The 18692-nt window shown below is 71.4% G+C and carries 12 protein-coding genes; 6 read left to right on the plus strand and 6 right to left on the minus strand.

What is annotated here, in order from left to right; all coding sequences use genetic code 11:
• Positions 1–187 precede the first annotated feature (187 nt).
• On the minus strand, positions 188–2602 hold the full coding sequence (lon, locus tag ACZ5SK_RS30530; RefSeq protein WP_468576735.1) for an endopeptidase La: 2415 nt from the start codon (positions 2600–2602) through the stop codon (positions 188–190).
• Positions 2603–2780: 178 nt separating this feature from the next.
• Here lon and ACZ5SK_RS30535 point away from each other — a divergent pair, with 178 nt between their 5' ends.
• Positions 2781–3446 carry a GNAT family N-acetyltransferase gene (locus ACZ5SK_RS30535; protein ID WP_468576736.1) on the plus strand — a complete coding sequence of 222 codons (666 nt, stop codon included), beginning with the start codon at positions 2781–2783 and terminating at the stop codon, positions 3444–3446.
• Between the two features lie 131 nt (positions 3447–3577).
• On the plus strand, positions 3578–4597 hold the full coding sequence (locus tag ACZ5SK_RS30540) for a DUF5954 family protein (protein WP_334577314.1): 1020 nt from the start codon (positions 3578–3580) through the stop codon (positions 4595–4597).
• 16 nt (positions 4598–4613) lie between these two features.
• On the opposite strand, the gene ACZ5SK_RS30545 is transcribed toward ACZ5SK_RS30540, so the two are convergent.
• Entirely contained in the window at positions 4614–5369 is a 756-nt protein-coding gene (locus ACZ5SK_RS30545; RefSeq protein WP_334577315.1) for a rhomboid-like protein, read from the minus strand.
• 238 nt (positions 5370–5607) lie between these two features.
• On the opposite strand from ACZ5SK_RS30545, the gene ACZ5SK_RS30550 reads away from it, so the two are divergent.
• The 4 genes from ACZ5SK_RS30550 to ACZ5SK_RS30565 all read left to right on the plus strand — a co-directional run bounded on the left by ACZ5SK_RS30550 (position 5608) and on the right by ACZ5SK_RS30565 (position 12375).
• Positions 5608–6306 (plus strand): spermidine synthase, encoded by a 699-nt coding sequence (locus ACZ5SK_RS30550; RefSeq protein ID WP_468416118.1) that lies wholly within the window; start codon positions 5608–5610, stop codon positions 6304–6306.
• Positions 6307–6428: 122 nt separating this feature from the next.
• Complete coding sequence (locus ACZ5SK_RS30555) at positions 6429–7169, plus strand: response regulator transcription factor (RefSeq protein ID WP_079659689.1); 741 nt, start codon at positions 6429–6431, stop codon at positions 7167–7169.
• Positions 7166–8266 (plus strand): sensor histidine kinase, encoded by a 1101-nt coding sequence (locus ACZ5SK_RS30560; RefSeq protein ID WP_334577317.1) that lies wholly within the window; start codon positions 7166–7168, stop codon positions 8264–8266. The genes ACZ5SK_RS30555 and ACZ5SK_RS30560 overlap by 4 nt, the downstream gene beginning before the upstream one ends.
• Positions 8267–8583: 317 nt before the next feature.
• Positions 8584–12375, plus strand: a complete 3792-nt coding sequence (locus ACZ5SK_RS30565; protein WP_334577318.1) for a multifunctional oxoglutarate decarboxylase/oxoglutarate dehydrogenase thiamine pyrophosphate-binding subunit/dihydrolipoyllysine-residue succinyltransferase subunit — start codon at positions 8584–8586, stop codon at positions 12373–12375.
• 152 nt (positions 12376–12527) lie between these two features.
• On the opposite strand, the gene fxsT is transcribed toward ACZ5SK_RS30565, so the two are convergent.
• The 4 genes from fxsT to fxsA all read right to left on the minus strand — a co-directional run bounded on the left by fxsT (position 12528) and on the right by fxsA (position 18671).
• A complete protein-coding gene (fxsT, locus tag ACZ5SK_RS30570; protein ID WP_361701466.1) occupies positions 12528–15539 on the minus strand; it encodes an FxSxx-COOH system tetratricopeptide repeat protein in 3012 nt (1003 codons plus the stop codon).
• Between the two features lie 130 nt (positions 15540–15669).
• A complete protein-coding gene (locus ACZ5SK_RS30575; protein WP_457494777.1) occupies positions 15670–17127 on the minus strand; it encodes an aKG-HExxH-type peptide beta-hydroxylase in 1458 nt (485 codons plus the stop codon).
• The gene (locus ACZ5SK_RS30580; RefSeq protein ID WP_457494778.1) at positions 17124–18287 is read right to left on the minus strand and encodes an FxsB family cyclophane-forming radical SAM/SPASM peptide maturase; all 1164 of its coding nucleotides are present in this window, start codon (positions 18285–18287) and stop codon (positions 17124–17126) included. The genes ACZ5SK_RS30575 and ACZ5SK_RS30580 overlap by 4 nt, the downstream gene beginning before the upstream one ends.
• A gap of 162 nt (positions 18288–18449) precedes the next feature.
• Positions 18450–18671 carry an FxSxx-COOH cyclophane-containing RiPP peptide gene (gene fxsA, locus ACZ5SK_RS30585; protein ID WP_361701462.1) on the minus strand — a complete coding sequence of 74 codons (222 nt, stop codon included), beginning with the start codon at positions 18669–18671 and terminating at the stop codon, positions 18450–18452.
• Positions 18672–18692 lie beyond the last annotated feature (21 nt).

Here is an 18692-nt window from a genome sequence, read left to right on the forward strand (position 1 = left end):
GGTCGTCGCGGTCCTCGTGGTCGTCGTGCACGTCAGCACCCCTGATGTTCGCCGGTCGCTGCCTTCGGTGCAGCTCTTCAGTATTTCGCAGGCACAGGCCAGGGGCGGTTCCCAGGCCCGCTTCAGGCATGGCGAAGGCCCGGGTCTCCCTCACGGAACCCGGGCCTCGCCTTTCCCGCAGCGTCCGTCACGCCGCCACGGGAACCTCCGGCGTCGCGCCGTTCGTGGCGGGCGCGAGCGCCAGCTCCAGGACCTGACGGACGTCCGTGACGGCGTGGACGTCGAGCTTGTCCAGCACCTCCGCGGGGACGTCGTCCAGGTCGGGCTCGTTGCGCTTGGGGATGATCACGGTGGTGACCCCGGCCCGGTGCGCGGCCAGCAGCTTCTGCTTCACGCCGCCGATGGGCAGGACCCGGCCGGTCAGGGAGACCTCGCCGGTCATCGCCACGTCGGTACGCACGAGCCGGCCGGACAGCAGGGACGCGAGGGCCGTCGTCATGGTGACGCCGGCGCTCGGGCCGTCCTTCGGGACCGCGCCCGCCGGGAAGTGGATGTGCACGCCCCGGTCCTTCAGGTCGCCGACCGGCAGCTCCAGCTCGGCCCCGTGGCTGCGCAGGAAGCTGAGCGCGATCTGCGCCGACTCCTTCATCACGTCGCCGAGCTGACCGGTCAGGGTCAGGCCCGCCGCGCCCGTCTCCGGGTCGGCCAGCGAGGCCTCGACGTACAGGACGTCGCCGCCCGCGCCGGTGACCGCGAGGCCGGTGGCGACGCCGGGCACGGCGGTCCGGCGCTCGGCCGGGTCCTGGGCGGACTCGGGCACGTGGTGCGGCCGGCCGATGAGGGCGCGCAGCTCCTCGTCGGTGACGGTGAACGGCAGCTTCCGCTCGCCCAGTTCGTGCTGGGCCGCGACCTTGCGCAGCAGTCGGGCGATGGACCGCTCCAGGGTGCGCACGCCCGCCTCGCGGGTGTACTCGCCGGCGAGCTTGCGCAGCGCGCTCTCGTCGAGCGTGACCTCGTCCTTGTCCAGGCCCGCCCGCTCCAGCTGGCGCGGGAGCAGGTGGTCGCGGGCGATGACGACCTTCTCGTCCTCGGTGTAGCCGTCGAGGCGGACCAGCTCCATGCGGTCGAGCAGGGCCTCCGGGATGGCTTCCAGCACGTTGGCGGTGGCGAGGAAGACCACGTCGGACAGGTCGAGCTCGACCTCCAGGTAGTGGTCGCGGAAGGTGTGGTTCTGCGCCGGGTCCAGGACCTCCAGCAGGGCGGCCGCCGGGTCGCCCCGGAAGTCGGAGCCGACCTTGTCGATCTCGTCGAGGAGCACCACCGGGTTCATCGACCCGGCCTCCTTGATCGCCCGCACGATCCGGCCGGGCAGCGCGCCGACGTACGTGCGGCGGTGGCCGCGGATCTCGGCCTCGTCGCGGACGCCGCCGAGGGCGACGCGGACGAACTTGCGGCCCATGGCGTGCGCGACACTCTCGCCCAAACTGGTCTTTCCGACGCCCGGCGGGCCTACGAGCGCGAGCACGGCGCCGCCGCGGCGGCCGCCGACCACGCCGAGGCCGCGCTCGCCGCGCCGCTTGCGCACCGCCAGGTATTCGGTGATCCGCTCCTTCACGTCCTGAAGGCCGGCGTGCTCGGCGTCCAGGACCGCCTGGGCGCCCTGGATGTCGTACCGGTCCTCGGTCCGCTCGTTCCACGGGAGTTCGAGGACGGTGTCCAGCCAGGTGCGGATCCATGAGCCCTCGGGCGACTGGTCACTGGAGCGCTCCAGCTTGTCGACCTCCTTGAGGGCGGCCTCGCGGACCTTCTCGGGCAGGTCGGCGGCCTCGACGCGGGCGCGGTAGTCGTCGGACTCCTCGCCCTCCTGCTCGCCGTTGAGCTCGCGCAGTTCCTTGCGGACGGCCTCGAGCTGACGGCGCAGCAGGAACTCGCGCTGCTGCTTGTCGACGCCCTCCTGGACGTCCTTGGCGATGGTCTCGGCCACGTCCTGCTCGGCGAGGTGGTCGCGCAGTTGGGAGGTGGCGAGCTTCAGACGGGCCACCGGGTCGGCGGTCTCCAGGAGCTCCACCTTCTGTTCGGTGGTCAGGAACGGCGAGTAGCCGGAGTTGTCGGCGAGCGCGGAGACGTCGTCGATGGCCTGGACGCGGTCGACGACCTGCCAGGCGCCGCGCTTGCGCAGCCAGGCGGTGGCGAGCGCCTTGTACTCCTTGACGAGGTCGACGACGTGGCCGGGCAGCGGGTCGGGGACGCTCTGGTCGACCCGGGTCCCCTCGACCCACAGCGCGGCGCCCGGTCCGGTGGTGCCGGCGCCGATCTGCACCCGCCCGCGGCCGCGGATCAGCGCGCCCGGGTCGCCGTCGGCCAGTCGGCCGACCTGCTCGATCGTGCCGAGCACACCCGTGCTCGCGTAGGTCCCCTCGATGCGTGGCACCAGGAGTACCTGGGGCTTGCCGGGTGTTGAACGGGCGGCGGCCTGGGCGGCCTCCACGGCGGCGCGCACGTCGGTGTCGTTGAGGTCCAGCGGAACCACCATGCCGGGGAGCACGACCTCGTCATCGAGGGGCAGCACGGGCAGGGTGAGCGGTGTGGACGTCGAAGCCATGATCTCCCCTTAGGCAGTCAAGTTGAGCTATGCCGACTCAATGCGCGGGCCGCTTCGAATGTTCCCCGGGATCGCGCCCGTTCGCTGTGGGCGATCACGGCTGTCGGCGCGGGGGCGGCGCGCCTACCGTCATCGAGTAATAGCCGAAAGCGTATGACAGTCCTTACGGGAGGTCGTTGTGGAGCGGATCGTGCGGGCCTGGGTGGACGGCTGGGTCGTGTCGCGGGGGGCCGCGCCGCCGGTGGACGAGCCGTGGGGCTGCACCATCGACGTGGGGATGGGGACCCATCACGTCACCCGGCATGTCCTCGGCGCGACGAACGACGCCGTCGAGGAGGCGGACGTGCGGAAGGCGGCGGGCGCGGTGACCGGGGCAGGCGTGTGGCTGAAGGTGTTCACGGACCCGGCGACGGTCGGGGCCTGGCTGGGGCCCAGGTGGTGGGTCGATCCCGAGCCCGGCTATCTGATGACGGCCGCGCTCACGGACGTCCCGCCCGGCCCGGTCCCCGACGGCTACCGGCAGCGCACCTGGTCGATCGGCGGAGTGACCCGCACCATGATCGCCGCCCCGGACGGTTCCCTGGCCGCGCGCGGGCAGATCGCCCCGACCGGTGCGACGGCGGTCGTCGACCAGATCGAGACGTCCCCCGCGCACCGCCGCCGCGGCCTCGGCGCCCTCGTCATGCGGACGCTCCAGCGCGCGGCGGTCGACCAGGGCGCCCGGACCGGCGCGCTGGGCGCGACACCGGAGGGGCGGGCGCTGTACGAGTCGCTGGGGTGGCGCGTCGAATCGCTGTTGACCAGCGCGAAGTTCACCGGGGACAGGGGGGACACACAGGGGTGACGTCCGGCGGTCACAGGGGCGCACCCTTCGGGCGCGCACGACCGGGCACGCCCCTTACGCCCCCGCCCCGTACCCCGTCCACTTCCGGCATTCACCCCGAAGCGCCCCTTCGCTCCGACCACAATGCGCTTATGACCGATGACTGGAAGCGACGTCTCGACGCCCTCCACGCGGAGCTGGTGCGCCGTGACGACCCCGTCGCCTGGGTGACGGAGGCGGACGCGGTCGAGGCCTCCCGGCGTTATCCGCACATCGCGCTGCGCGGGCCCGTCTTCGGCATCGCCGTGCAGGACCCGGCCGCCGCGGAGCAGGGCTGGCGCCTGCTGAAACCGGTGGTGGACAGCATGCCCCAGCAGGCCCGGGACGGCCTGAACTCGCACCTGTGGTTCAAGGCGAAGGACGGCACCGACGATCCGGCCGTCCGACGCGAGCTGCTGGCGGCCGTGGCCCTGCTGGAACGGGCCCCGGCCGACGAGGTGGAGGCCCTGGGCGTGCGCTACCGGGTGGTGCGCGGCGACGAGTTCGCCCGGACCGGCGACGACGGCCTGGAGCCGCCCCGGCCCACCGACCCCGAATCCGCGGCCCTTTCCTGGGAGGACCAGGGCGCCTGCCCCTCACCGGACGTGGGCTACGTCCTGGACCCCGACCGGGACGAGGGCCCGATGGCGGGCGCGCTGCGGCTGGGCCTGCGCGACTTCACGTACACGGGCGCCCACTTCCCCGCCGAGGTGCGCGCGGACTCGGAGCGGGCGACCAGGACGCACCCGGACGTGGTCAGGCTGCCCGTGGGCTTCTCGGTCGCCGAACGCGACGACTCGGGCTGGACCCCGTGCGGCTCCCTGTCGGCGACCCCGCACGAGGCGCGCCGCACGCTGTACGAGGGGATGGCCCGCGTGTGGGCGATGCTCTACCGCTTCGACGAGCGCAAGAAGGCCCTGTACGGGCGGGCCGCGGAGGCCTTCCGGGCGGCCGGCCGTGCCGACGAGGCGCGCGTGGAGGGCCGTCTGTTCCGGATCTGCCGCGTCGAACGAATGATCCGCCTGGGCCCGGACGGCCCCGAGCCGCCCCGCCCGTCGGACGCCGACGAGTACGGCCCCATGAAACTCCACCCGACCCTGCACGAGGACGGCACGGTCAAGTACGACGACTGACCACGGGGCGGGCGCTCTACGCGGTTCGTACGGCCGTCGCGGGCAGGGGGGTTCGGGCGGCCCACCGTCGTACCCACGGCCAGGTCCCCACCCCTATCGCCAGCGCGATCAGGTGGCCCCAGTTCGTCATCGGGTCGGTGAAGGCGATCAGGTCCTGAAGGAGCATCCCGCCGAACGCGGCGAGCAGGGGCCAGCGCAGCCAGGGCCTGAGCAGCCCCGCCAGGGCGCCGACGCTCGCGGCGACGCCGAAGCTGATGCCGTAGTCGAGGCGGTGCAGCGAGCTGTGGGGCAGCCGGCCCGCGAGGACGGCCAGGCCCACCGGGACCTCGGTGGCGAGGGTGGCCAGGACATGCCCGAGCAGGAAGACGACGGCCGTCCGCACGCCGCCCATCCGCCGTTCCAGGGCGCTGAGGACGACCAGGAAGCCGAGCGTGAACGGCGAGGCGAAGCCGCCCGCCACCCACAGCGCGCTGCCCAACAGCACCTGCACCGGCGTCTGCCACAGATGCGCCACGTCGGTGCTGGAGCCCTGCTGCAGGGCGCTCACCAGGCCGGGGTCGGCGTGCTCGGCGAAGAACGAGGTGACGGCGAGGACGGCGGCGTACCCGAGGGTGAAGGGGACGGGGACCCGGAGCCGGGGGCGCGGGACGGGGCGGGGGCTCGCCTCGGGCGGTGGCCCGACGGTGCGGGGAACGCGCTGGCCCGGGATGCCGTCCAGCAGCCCGGAGACATCGGGCAGGGACGGGCTCGTGACCGGTGCCGTGCTGTCCACCTGACGCGCTCCTTCCGTTTCACCCCACCCTTCGCGGCGCCCCCGCCCGCTGTCTGTGACCGACGCCACGCCTGAGTCGATTCACAGAAACATCTGAGGGTTCTCTGGGCTGTTTCTCATCCGTTCCAAGCCCGCGCCGAACCTGCTCGGATCTTTTTCCGAACACTCGTACGTCAACCCCACCCGTCACGCTCACCATTCCCTCAACAAACCGCCAGGAAGGTGCCAGGATGGACCGATGCCCATCCCGTACGACATCCCCGACGCACCCGAAGTCCTGGACCGTCGCGAGGGCCCCTATGGCGAGGTAGTCCTGCGCAGACATGGGGAGTTGCTCCAGATCATCGCCAACGGCTGCTTCCTGATGGACACATCGGACGGCCGCTCGGAGCGACTGCTGGTCGACGCCGCGCTGGCCGCCCTCGGCCCCCGCCCCGACGGCAGTCCCGCGCCCGGACTGCTCCTCGGCGGCCTGGGCGTCGGCTTCTCCCTCGCGCACGCCGCCGCCGATCCCCGCTGGGGCGGCGTCACGGTCGTGGAGCGCGAACGCGCCGTCATCGACTGGCATCTCGACGGCCCGCTGGCCGCCGTCTCCGGGTCGGCGATCGCCGATCCCCGGACGAAGATCGTCGAAACGGATCTGCTCGATTACGTCAATGAGACATGCGACACGTTCGACGCGGTATGCCTCGACATCGACAACGGGCCCGGCTGGACGGTCACCGAGGGCAACGAGAGCCTGTACTCCGCGGCCGGACTCGCAAGCTGCGCACGGGTGTTGAGACCTGGTGGAGTACTCGCGGTGTGGTCGGCCCGACCCGATCCGGTATTCGAGGGAACCATGGGGAATGCCGGGTTCCAACAGGTGCGTACCGAAGAGATCCCGGTTGCCCGAGGCGTGCCGGACGTCGTGCACATCGCCGTCCGACCTGGATAGCAAAGGCGAGGTGACTCCGGGTACGTTGCATCCCTGACGCCGATCATTTACGCGTCAACCGCAGTCATGCGCAGAAAAGGGATCACCCCACTGGTCCCGGAAAGCACACTCAGGGGCGGGCGATGGAGCAGACACACACCTCGCACAACAACACGACGACGGCGACTCCGGGAGCGCAGCGGCGCGTCCTGGTGGTCGAGGACGACCCGACGATCGTCGACGCCATCGCGGCCCGCCTGCGCGCCGAGGGATTCCTCGTGCAAACGGCGGGTGACGGCCCCGCGGCCGTCGACACGGCAGAGGCCTGGCAGCCCGACCTGCTGATCCTCGACATCATGCTGCCGGGCTTCGACGGTCTGGAGGTCTGCCGTCGTGTGCAGGCGTCCCGTCCGGTGCCGGTGATGATGCTCACCGCGCGCGACGACGAGACCGACATGCTGGTCGGGCTCGGCGTGGGCGCCGACGACTACATGACCAAGCCGTTCTCGATGCGGGAGCTGGCGGCGCGCGTGCATGTGCTGCTGCGCCGGGTGGAGCGGGCCGCGATCGCGGCCACCACGCCCCGCAGCGGGATACTGCGGCTCGGCGAGCTGGAGATCGACCACGCGCAGCGCCGGGTGCGGGTCCGCTCGGAGGACGTGCACCTCACGCCCACCGAGTTCGACCTGCTGGTGTGCCTGGCGAACACCCCGCGCGCGGTGCTCTCCCGTGAGCAGCTCCTCGCCGAGGTCTGGGACTGGGCGGACGCCTCCGGCACCCGCACGGTCGACAGCCACATCAAGGCGCTGCGCCGGAAGATCGGCGCCGAGCGGATCCGCACGGTGCACGGCGTGGGCTACGCGTTGGAGACCCCGACGCCATGAGCTCCGGGCCGGACGGACCGAGAAGCCCCGCTCCCGGGTCAGGGGAGCCCTGGGGCGGCGTACGCCCGTTCTCGATCAAGACGAAGCTGGGTGCGCTGGTCGTCATCTCGGTGCTGATCACCACCGGGCTGTCGATGATCGCGGTGCACACCAAGACGGAGCTGCGCTTCATCACGGTCTTCTCGATGATCGCCACACTGTTGATCACGCAGTTCGTGGCGCATTCGCTCACCGCGCCGCTGGACGAGATGAACACGGTGGCCCGGTCGATCTCGCACGGCGACTACACCCGCCGGGTCCGCGAGAACCGCCGTGACGAGCTGGGCGACCTGGCTCAGACGATCAACGTCATGGCGGACGAGCTGGAGGCCCAGGACCGTCAGCGCAAGGAGCTGGTGGCGAACGTCTCGCACGAGCTGCGCACGCCCATCGCGGGCCTGCGCGCCGTCCTGGAGAACGTGGTCGACGGCATCGCCGAGGCCGACACCGAGACGATGCGCACGGCCCTGAAGCAGACGGAGCGGCTCGGGCGGCTGGTGGAGACCCTGCTGGACCTGTCCCGCCTCGACAACGGCGTCGTCCCGCTGCGCAAACGGCGCTTCGAGGTGTGGCCGTATCTGTCCGGGGTGCTGAAGGAGGCCAACATGGTCGCCTCGGCGCGCGCCACGATGGGCTCGGGCGGCAACCACACGCGCACGGACGTCCATCTGCACCTGGACGTCACCCCGCCGGAGCTGACCGCGCACGCGGACCCGGAGCGCATCCACCAGGTCGTCGCCAACCTGATCGACAACGCGGTCAAGCACAGCCCGCCGCACGGACGGGTGACGGTGAAGGCGCGGCGCGGCCCGCTGCCGGAGTCGCTGGAGCTGGAGGTCCTCGACGAGGGCCCCGGCATTCCGCGCTCCGAGTGGCGCCGCGTCTTCGAGCGGTTCAACCGCGGAGCCGTCCGCCGGCCGCACGGCCCGGGCAGCGACGGCGGCACGGGACTGGGGCTCGCGATCGCCCGCTGGGCGGTCGATCTCCACGGCGGCCGGATCGGAGTGGCCGAATCCGAGCGGGGTTGCCGGATTCTTGTCACTCTTCCGGGAGAGTAATCCGCCCCAAGTTGACGTAAAGTTCGAAGCGGAGCCGCAAGATCCATCGGCGTTCGCGCAGTCGGACAGGTGTGATCAGGCAGTGGACCGCCGCAGGTCGGCACCGGTCCCGCACGCTCGGCGTGCGCGACCCGCATCAGCACACCCTGGTGACGCACAACCGCGCTTGTTTCCCGCCATTTCCACCCCCGAAACACGCTTTCCGATGTGACTTACACGACGATGGGCCAGCCCGGCCTGACCTTCCCCCTCTTGGGGGCGTAGCCTTTATTCCCGCTGTCCATCACCTTGTGAAGCGGAAGAGGGCGGTTGCCGCCGTGTCGCCACAGTCCCCCAGTAACGCATCGAGCATCTCGACCGACGCAGACCAAGCGGGCAAGAATCCCGCGGCCGCGTTCGGACCGAACGAGTGGCTCGTCGATGAGATCTATCAGCAGTACCTCCAGGACCCGAATTCGGTAGACCGTGCCTGGTGGGACTTCTTCGCCGACTACAAGCCGGGGGCCGCCGCGCCCTCGGCTCCGGCGGGTACTGCGGCCGCGGGGGCCGCAGCGACCACCTCCACGCCCCCGGCGCCCGCCGCCCCGGCAGCCCCGGCTCCGGCGGCCTCCGCCGCTCCCGTGCCGGCCCCGGCCGCCGCCCCGAAGCCCGCGCCCGCCGCTCCCGCTCCGGCGAAGGCTGCCCCCGCGGCCAAGCCGGCCGCCGCCGCGAAGGCCGCACCCGCGACCGAGGCGCCTGCGGGCCCGGAGTTCGTGACGCTGCGCGGCCCGGCCGCCGCGGTCGCCAAGAACATGAACGCCTCGCTGGAGCTGCCCACGGCCACGTCCGTGCGCGCGGTCCCGGTGAAGCTGCTGTTCGACAACCGCATCGTCATCAACAACCACCTCAAGCGCGCCCGGGGCGGGAAGATCTCCTTCACGCACCTGATCGGCTTCGCGATGGTGCAGGCCATCAAGGCCATGCCGTCGATGAACTGGCACTACGCGGAGAAGGACGGGAAGCCCACCCTCGTCAAGCCGCCGCACGTCAACTTCGGCCTGGCCATCGACCTGGTGAAGCCCAACGGCGACCGCCAGCTCGTCGTCGCCGGCATCAAGAAGGCCGAGACGCTGAACTTCTTCGAGTTCTGGCAGGCCTACGAGGACATCGTCCGCCGCGCCCGCGACGGCAAGCTGACGATGGACGACTTCACCGGCGTCACGGTCTCCCTGACCAACCCCGGCGGCCTCGGCACCGTCCACTCCGTGCCGCGCCTGATGCCCGGCCAGTCCGTCATCATGGGCGTCGGTTCCATGGACTACCCGGCGGAGTTCCAGGGCACCTCCCAGGACACCCTGAACAAGCTCGGCATCTCGAAGGTCATGACGCTCACGTCGACCTACGACCACCGGGTGATCCAGGGCGCCGCCTCCGGCGAGTTCCTGCGCGTCGTCGCGAACTACCTCCTCGGTGAGAACGGCTTCTACGACGACATCTTCGAGGCCCTGCGCATCCCCTACGAGCCGGTCCGCTGGCTCAAGGACATCGACGCCAGCCACGACGACGACGTCACCAAGGCCGCCCGCGTCTTCGAGCTGATCCACTCCTACCGGGTCCGCGGCCACGTCATGGCCGACACCGACCCGCTGGAGTACCGCCAGCGCAAGCACCCCGACCTGGACATCACCGAGCACGGCCTCACCCTGTGGGACCTGGAGCGCGAGTTCGCCGTCGGCGGCTTCTCCGGCAAGTCCCTGATGAAGCTGCGCGACATCCTCGGCGTGCTGCGCGACTCGTACTGCCGCACCACCGGCGTCGAGTTCATGCACATCCAGGACCCGAAGCAGCGCCGCTGGATCCAGGACCGCATCGAGCGCCCGCACACCAAGCCGGAGCGCGAGGAGCAGCTGCGCATCCTGCGCCGGCTGAACGCCGCCGAGGCCTTCGAGACGTTCCTGCAGACCAAGTACGTCGGCCAGAAGCGCTTCTCGCTGGAGGGCGGCGAGTCCGTCATCCCGCTGCTGGACGCGGTGCTGGACAGCGCGGCCGAGTCGCGGCTCGACGAGGTCGTCATCGGCATGGCCCACCGTGGCCGCCTCAACGTCCTGGCGAACATCGTCGGCAAGTCGTACGCGCAGATCTTCCGCGAGTTCGAGGGCAACCTCGACCCGAAGTCGATGCACGGCTCCGGCGACGTGAAGTACCACCTGGGCGCCGAGGGGACCTTCACGGGCCTGGACGGCGAGCAGATCAAGGTCTCGCTGGCCGCGAACCCGTCCCACCTGGAGACGGTCGACCCGGTCATCGAGGGCATCGCCCGCGCCAAGCAGGACATCATCAACAAGGGCGGCACGGACTTCACCGTCCTGCCGGTCGCCCTGCACGGCGACGCGGCCTTCGCGGGCCAGGGCGTGGTGGCCGAGACCCTGAACATGTCGCAGCTGCGGGGCTACCGCACGGGCGGCACGGTCCACATCGTCATCAACAACCAGGTCGGCTTCACCGCCGCCCCGGAGTCCTCGCGCTCGTCGATGTACGCCACGGACGTGGCCCGCATGATCGAGGCCCCGATCTTCCACGTGAACGGCGACGACCCGGAGGCCGTGGTCCGCGTCGCGCGGCTCGCCTTCGAGTTCCGCCAGGCGTTCAACAAGGACGTGGTGATCGACCTCATCTGCTACCGCCGCCGCGGTCACAACGAGTCGGACAACCCGGCCTTCACCCAGCCGCTGATGTACGACCTGATCGACAAGAAGCGCTCGGTGCGCAAGCTGTACACCGAGTCCCTCATCGGTCGCGGCGACATCACCCTGGAAGAGGCCGAGCAGGCACTGCAGGACTACCAGGGCCAGCTGGAGAAGGTCTTCACGGAGGTCCGCGAGGCCACCGCGCAGCCCGCCGCCGGCGACGTCCACGAGCCGCAGGACAACTTCCCCGTCGCGGTGAACACCGCCGTCTCCGCGGAGGTCGTCAAGCGCATCGCCGAGTCCCAGGTCAACATCCCCGACTACTTCCACGTCCACCCGCGTCTGCTGCCTCAGCTGCAGCGCCGGGCGTCGATGGTCGAGGACGGCACGATCGACTGGGGCATGGGCGAGACCCTCGCGGTCGGCTCCCTCCTCCTGGAGGGCACCCCGGTCCGGCTGTCCGGCCAGGACTCCCAGCGCGGCACCTTCGGCCAGCGCCACGCGGTCCTCATCGACCGTGAGACGGGCGAGGAGCACACCCCGCTCCAGTACCTCAACGAGGACCAGGCCCGCTACAACGTCTACAACTCCCTGCTGTCCGAGTACGCGGTCATGGGCTTCGAGTACGGCTACTCGCTGGCCCGCCCCGACGCGCTCGTGATGTGGGAGGCGCAGTTCGGCGACTTCGTCAACGGCGCGCAGACGGTGGTCGACGAGTACATCTCGGCGGCCGAGCAGAAGTGGGGCCAGACGTCCGGCGTCACGCTCCTGCTCCCCCACGGCTACGAGGGCCAGGGCCCGGACCACTCGTCCGCGCGCGTGGAGCGGTTCCTGCAGCTCTGCGCCCAGAACAACATGACGGTCGCGATGCCCACGCTCCCGTCGAACTACTTCCACCTCCTGCGGTGGCAGGTGCACAACCCGCACCACAAGCCGCTGGTCGTCTTCACCCCGAAGTCGATGCTGCGGCTGAAGGCCGCCGCGTCGAAGGCGGAGGAGTTCACCACGGGCCAGTTCCGCCCGGTCATCGGCGACACCACGGTCACCGACCCGGCGGCCGTGAAGAAGGTCGTCTTCTGCGCCGGCAAGGTCTACTACGACCTGGACGCCGAGCGTCAGAAGCGCGGTCTCACCGACACGGCGATCATCCGCATCGAGCGGCTGTACCCGCTGCCGGGCGCGGAGGTCCAGGCGGAGGTCAACAAGTACCCGAACGCCGAGAAGTACCTGTGGACCCAGGAGGAGCCGGCCAACCAGGGCGCCTGGCCGTTCATCGCCCTGAACCTGATCGACCACCTGGACCTCGCGGTCGGCGCGGACGTGCCGCACGGCGAGCGCCTGCGCCGCATCTCGCGCCCGCACGGCTCGTCGCCGGCCGTGGGCTCGGCCAAGCGTCACCAGGCTGAGCAGGAGCAGCTGGTCCGTGAGGTGTTCGAGGCGTAGTCCTCACCCGCACGACGGGCGAAGGGCCCGCTCCCGAGGTTTCGGGGGCGGGCCCTTCGGCGTTCTGCCGGGCGTCGGGCAGGTCGGGTGGGGTCAGGTCGTCCGAGGTCAGTCGGCTGGGGTCAGGTCGTCCGGGGTCAGGTCGTCCGGGGTCAGGTCGTCTGGGGTTCGAAGTCCCAGTACGGCCGGTTGCGGGAGCGGGCGGAGATGGTGTGGACATGCTGCCTGCCGAGCGTCGCCTCGAGGTCCGAGAGCGCCTCCTGCTCGACCTTCTCGGCCTTCCGACGGTCCCGAAGCCCGCGCAGGTCGGCCGCGTGCGCGATGCGCGCCGACAGGGTGAGCGGGTGGGTGCGCCCGAGCAGCTCGATGGCGCGCGCCACCGTGTCCCTGCTGAGCGCGACGGCGCCATCGGTGTCGCCGACGAGGTTGCGCAGGGCCGAGGCGTTGAGGGCGCACCCCAGGGCCCAGGGGTGGCTCTCCCCGACCGCGTCGGTCATGGCGGCCAGCGCCTGTTCGAGGAGGACGTGGGCGTGTTCCCGCTCGCCCACGTTGCGCAGGATGAGCGCCTGGTTGGCGCGGGCCCCGGCGACGAAGGGATGGGTGTCGGCCAGCATCATCTCGTAGCGCGCGACGACGGCCTCGCTGAGCTCCCGGGCCTGGTCGATGTCGCCGTGCTCCCGTGCGAAGCAGCTCTGGGCGCAGGCGAACATCAGCGTCCACGGGTGGGTCTCGCCCATCACCCGTTCGCCGCTCTCCAGGACGGTGCTGAAGAGTTCGCCGGCCTTCGCGCGCTCACCGTTGCGGTACTGGCACAGGGCCAGGTTGTACTCGGCCTTCAGCGTCTGCGGGTTGCTGTCCCCCATCACGATCCGGTTGTCCCGGACGCTCTGCGTCTGGATCGACTCGGCCTCCGTGTAGCGGCCCAGCAGCCTCAGGTCGATGGAGTAGGAGATCTGCGAGTCGAGCGTCCATGGGTGACGCCCCTTCAGCACCAGCCGCCGCGCCTCCATGACCTGCCGGTCGATGTCCAGGGCCTCCGGGTAGCGGCCGAGCAGCCGGAGCGAGACGGCCAGGTTGTTCAGCGAGTTGAGGCTGCGCGAGTCCTGTTCGCCGAGCAGTTCGCGGTAGGCGACCAGCACCCACTGGGACAGTTCCAGCGCCTCGTCGTAGCGGCCCAGGCCGCGCAGGTCGGCCGCCAGGCCGCTCGCGAAGCGCAGATGCTCCAGGTCCTGCGGGCCCCGTTCCTCCCGCAGTTGCTCGACGGCCGCGCGGTTGAGGGACTCGGTGCGCGCGTAGTCGCCGCCGGCGCGCAGCACGTTGACGTAGTGGAAGGTGAGTTCCCACAGCCGCGGGTGGCTCTCGCCGAACACCGAGGGCCAGGCCTCGATGGCGCGTTCGCCGAGCTTGGTGCCGGCCGTGTACTCACCGGAGAAGTACATGTAGCGCAGGCAGTTCAGCACCAGGCCCTGGACGTTGGGGTCCCGGCTGTTGAGGACGTCCGCGTACTTCAGGTGCGGCACGATCTCGGCGTACCGCGGCCACAGGCGGGTGTCGGTGGGCCTGCGCGGATCGGCCGCGGCCAGGGCCCGCCGTACGACGTCGATGAACTCGGCGCGGTCCGCGTCCGGCATGTCCTTCTGGACGATCTGGTGGACCATGCGGTGCAGGTAGAGGGACTCACCGGAGGAGGCGGCCTCGTCACCGAGGTTCTCGTGGGACTCCAGGCGCACCACGGAGTACTGGCGGAGCTGGCTGATCGCCTTGTTCCACAGCAGCGGGTCGTTGAGCAGTCCGGCGATCTGTTCGGGCAGGTCGCCGCTCGGCATCTCCTTGAGCAGGCGTACGGGGATGAAGCCGGGCGCGAAGAAGGTGCACAGCCGCAGAAGGTCGACGGACTCGGGGACGGTCTCGCGGAGTTTGTTCAGCAGTATCGACCACGCCGTCTGGAAGGCGAGCGGGAAGTCCGCCGAGACCTTCACGACGTCCTGGTCGATGCCGCCTTCCAGCAGGCCGATGTACTCCTGCACCGACAGGTCCGAGTCGTTGAGCCAGCCCGCCGTCTGGTCCAGCAGCAGCGGCAGGTCCTCCAGGGCGTCCGCCAGCTGGTCGGCCTCCGGCTCGCTGAGCCGGGGCGCGCGGCGGCGGATGAACGCCACCGATTCATAGCGCTCGTACACCGGCACCTCCAGCAGCATGCTGTTGTGCTCGCTCCACTCCGGGTTGCGCGAAGTGATGATCACGTGGCCGGGGCCGGTGGGCACCAGGTCCCAGATCTGGTCCGGTTCGTCGGCGCCGTCCAGGATGAGCAGCCAGCGGGCGAAGGGGTCGCCCCGGCGCAGCGAGTCGCGGACCGCGCGCAGCCGTTCGCCGTACTCCTGCCCCGTGCGCAGGCCCAGCTTGGGGGCGAGTTCGGCCAGCAGGCGTCGGTAGGTGACCCGTTTCTCGGCGTTGACCCACCACACGACGTCGTACTCGGAGCCGAAGCGGTAGACGTACTCGGCGGCGAGCTGGGTCTTGCCCACCCCCGACATGCCGTGGAGGGTCATTACGCCCGCGCCCGGGGCCGCGCCCTGCAACTGGTGGTAGGCGTCGTTGAGGATCGCCTCACGGCCGGTGAAGCGGGTGTTGCGGCGCGGGACGCCGCCCCACACCTCGGGCATGGACGCGGGGAAGCGGGGCGCGCGGCGCTCGGTCTCACCGGGCTCCGGGAGCGGGCCGGGGAGCAGGCCGAGCCGGTCCAGCAGGCGCCGTTCGGCCTCGTCGGCGCCCACGTTGATCAGTTCGACGGGGGCGAGGACGGCCGCGGCCGAGGGCACGGCCGCGGTGGTGACGGAGACGGCCGCGAAGCGGGCCGGGTCGGGGGCCACGACCTCGCCCAGTGCCTCGTTCCACTCCTCGCGGGTGCGCGGCCCGAGTTGGAAGTACCACTCGCTGACGACGACGAGGATGCGGCCCTCGGCCAGTTTCAGATGGCGCAGCAGGTCCGCGAGCGGGATCTCCGCCGGGGAGTCCCAGCGCTGGAACACGACGCGTAGTCCCCGGCGCTCCAGCCGGTCCCCGATCCAGGCGGCCCAGGCGCGGTTGAACCCGGCGAAGCTGATCGTGACGGTCTGTTTCGCCGCCTCCCCCACGGTCGTACCGACCGGCGTACGAGCTCCAGACATGCAGCGGCCTCCAGCGCGTAGTCCACAAAAATCCTAGAACCTCAGCGCCTCGCTGGTAAGTGTGGCGGGCCCGCGAACGACACCTCGGCGCGACGATCTTTCCGCAGTGGGCGGCCCGACGCGGGTATCTTCACTCATTCGGCCGTGGCGCGGACGAGGTCTGACGCCGTGTCCACAAGGTGCGCGCGGCCTTCAGATATGCCTGGGCGCGGGCGGTGTGGCCGCGGGGCGCGGGATGCTCGGCCATGTCCTCGTAGGCGGCGGCCATGGCGTCGACGAAGCGCCGTCCCCGGGCGGTGAGATGCGGTGAGCCGACCAGCGCGGGCAGGGCCGCGCCGACCTGGGCGCGGTAGCGGGCGTGCTGGGCCCAGGCGGACTCCCGGTGCGCGCGGTCCACGGTGAGCGCGCGACGCTGGAAGAAGTCCGCGAGCCCCAGATGCGCGTAGGCGCCCTGCAGCAGGCCGTCGAACGGGCGCGGGTCGGGGCGCCAGGGCGCGAAGTACCGGGCGTCCGGGCCTGCCTGATGCAGGGTCGTCAGATCACTGAGCGCCGCCAGTTTCGCGTGCTGGAGTTCATGGACGAGGGTCCCGGCGAAGGCCACCGGCGAGGACTGGGTGCTGCACAGCAGCGCGCCGAACGCGTCGCGCCGGGTCGCGCTGCAGCCGCCGTGGCCTTCCGCGTCCGGCGGCATCTCCAGGGGGACCAGGCAGCGCAGCAGCGCCAGCGCCTCCGCGGGCCGGTGCGCGCCGCCCGAGCGCAGTGCGGCGGCCGTGCCCGACCAGGCCTGGAGCCACCGTTTGCGCTCCGGGTCGTCGAGTGTCGTCGGCGCGCTCAGCGCGCGGTGGCGGGGGTCGCCGCGTGCCGTGCGGTACGGGTCGAGGTCGTCCAGGGGCATGGGCGCGGCCTCGGGCACCAGCCCGGGCAGCGCGTACGCGGGTGTCCACGCGAGCGCACCGGACCAGGCGCCGAACTCGCGCTCCAGGAACACGACCACGTCCGCGGCATCGGTCTGACGAAGCGTCACTCTGCCTTGGTCGTACGTCACTTCGACCGTGACGTCGCCGGCGGTGGCCGTGTGCAGGGACCCGAGGGAGGGAAGGTTGAGCACTCCGTCGTGGGCGGTCAGTTCGACGGCGAAGGGGATCTGGGCGCGTGCGGCGGCCGCGGCGGCGAGGGCGCTGAAGTGGGCGAGGGCGCGGCGCAGTTCGCGCGCGCTGTGCGGGGTGGGAGGCCGCTGCGCCGGGTCCAGGCCGCGCAGACAGCTGAGCGCCCACGGTCCGGTGAGCGGATACAGCAGCCGGGCGCGGGCGAAGGAGGCCGCCGGGCGGTCGGAGTTCTGGGGAGCCCGCCGGCCGGTGGGTGCGGTGCGGTCCGCCTCGGTGAGCAGCGCCCAGTCGTCTCGCAGGCGCGACCTCTGCGCGGCGGAGCAGACGGCCGGATCCGCCGCCTCGGCGGCGTCGAGCACGGCGCGCAGCACAAGCAGCCGTCGGGCGGCCTGGTCCCGGGCGAGGAACGCGAGGGTGCCGGGGCTGCCCTCGGACCGGCCGAGTTCGGTGAGGGCCTGGTCCGGGATCTCCGGAAGGATCACGACGCGCCCCTTTCGGGTGAGGGCGGGACGGCGGTGGCGACGACCCCCGCGAGCCGGGCGGCCACATGTCGGATGAACCGCTGGAGGTCGGCGCAGTACACCGAAGGGTGGCGGAAGCCGTGGCCCGCCCGGTACCGGTGGGCGTAGTGGCCCGCTCCGCAGACCGAGAGCAGCGGGCAGGCGCGGCACTGCCCGGCGAGCGCCGCCGCGCCCGCCTGCCGGGCGGCCACGCCCGGATGCCGCAGCGCGTCGTCGAAGGTGTGCCGGAAGACGTCCAGGCCGGTGCGGGCCGCGCCCTCGTAGGCCGACTTCAGGGCGTCCGTCTGCTCGATCGATCCGTCCGTCTCCACGACCACGGCGTCGAAGGGCTCCAGCCCGAGCGCCTCCGAGATCGCCGGCAGTCCGAGCAGCAGCGCGACGCACTCCTCGAAGAGCCGTACCCGGGTCTCCCGCCGCCCGGCCTCCCACCAGCGGTCGAAGACGGTGCACAGCCAGTCGCCGTACACGGTCGCCGTGCTGTCCCAGTGCGGCGGTGGAGCCGACCAGTTCCCGTGCGGCAGCAGCAGGTCCAGGGCCGGTGGCCGCATGGCGAGCAGGGACTCGTACGTCTCCACCGGGTCCTGCGTGACGTCGACGACAGCCAGGATCCCGGCGTACGACTGCGGGAAGCGGTCGGCGACAAGGCGGGCTCCGCGTGCGGCGGCGGGCCAGGACGGGCGGCCCGCGTGGTCGACGCGCCGTGCGTTGTGGGCGGGAAGACCTCCGTCGAGGCTTATGCCCACGCCGACGCGGTGCCGGGCCAGGGTCGCCACGCGTTTCTCGGTGAGCAGGGTGGCGTTGGTCTGGACGACGGCGCGGACCGTGCAGCCGGCCGGGGCGCGGTCGTGGACCAGGGCGGTGAACCGGCCGAGCGTGTCCGCTCCCGCGAGCAGCGGCTCGCCGCCGTGCAGGATCAGCGAGAGGGCGGCCAGGCCGTGGGTGTGCGCGTGCTCGGCGATGCGGGCGGCGGTGCGGTCCAGGACCTTCCAGGACGCGGCGGCGGGGCGGTCGCGCCAGGTGTCGTCGGGGCCCTCGTAGAGGTAGCAGTACCGGCAGGCGAGGTTGCAGCGGCCGTGGACCTTGACGATGAACTGCCGGAAGGGCACGTGCTTTTCGGACACATCAGCACCCCCCTGTCCCGCGCCACCACCCTGCCCGTACGAAACCGCTTCCCGTCCCCGGGGACACCCCAAACTCGGACCGCGCAACGCTGTCCGATTCGGTGGACGACACGACCGAAACCGACGTGGCGCGCAGGGCCGTGACGGTGCTGGGTCAGCGCTTCAGAACGAGCTGTTCCATCCCCAGAGCATCTCGCTCGGCCGCCTGGCCCGCTCCCGCAGATCCGTCAACACCTGCTGGAGCAGCGGGTGTTGGATCGTCCCCAACTCGGCCAAACTCAGCTCCGTCAGATCCGGTAGCTCCGGCAGATCTGGTAACTCCGGCAGGGCCGTCAGATCCGGCAGGTCCGGCAGACCCCCCGCTGGCTCGATGTGTCCGTCCATCGCGTTCCCCTCTCGCTCGCT

The organism is Streptomyces sp. NPDC031474 (genome assembly GCF_055581185.1).

Coding starts and splice junctions, on each gene's coding strand:
- lon (WP_468576735.1), bottom strand. CDS start 2,602: ATGGCTTCGACGTCCACACCGCTCACCCTGCCCGTGCTGCCCCTCGAT.
- ACZ5SK_RS30540 (WP_334577314.1), top strand. CDS start 3,578: ATGACCGATGACTGGAAGCGACGTCTCGACGCCCTCCACGCGGAGCTG.
- ACZ5SK_RS30550 (WP_468416118.1), top strand. CDS start 5,608: ATGCCCATCCCGTACGACATCCCCGACGCACCCGAAGTCCTGGACCGT.
- ACZ5SK_RS30560 (WP_334577317.1), top strand. CDS start 7,166: ATGAGCTCCGGGCCGGACGGACCGAGAAGCCCCGCTCCCGGGTCAGGG.
- ACZ5SK_RS30555 (WP_079659689.1), top strand. CDS start 6,429: ATGGAGCAGACACACACCTCGCACAACAACACGACGACGGCGACTCCG.
- fxsA (WP_361701462.1), bottom strand. CDS start 18,671: ATGGACGGACACATCGAGCCAGCGGGGGGTCTGCCGGACCTGCCGGAT.
- fxsT (WP_361701466.1), bottom strand. CDS start 15,539: ATGTCTGGAGCTCGTACGCCGGTCGGTACGACCGTGGGGGAGGCGGCG.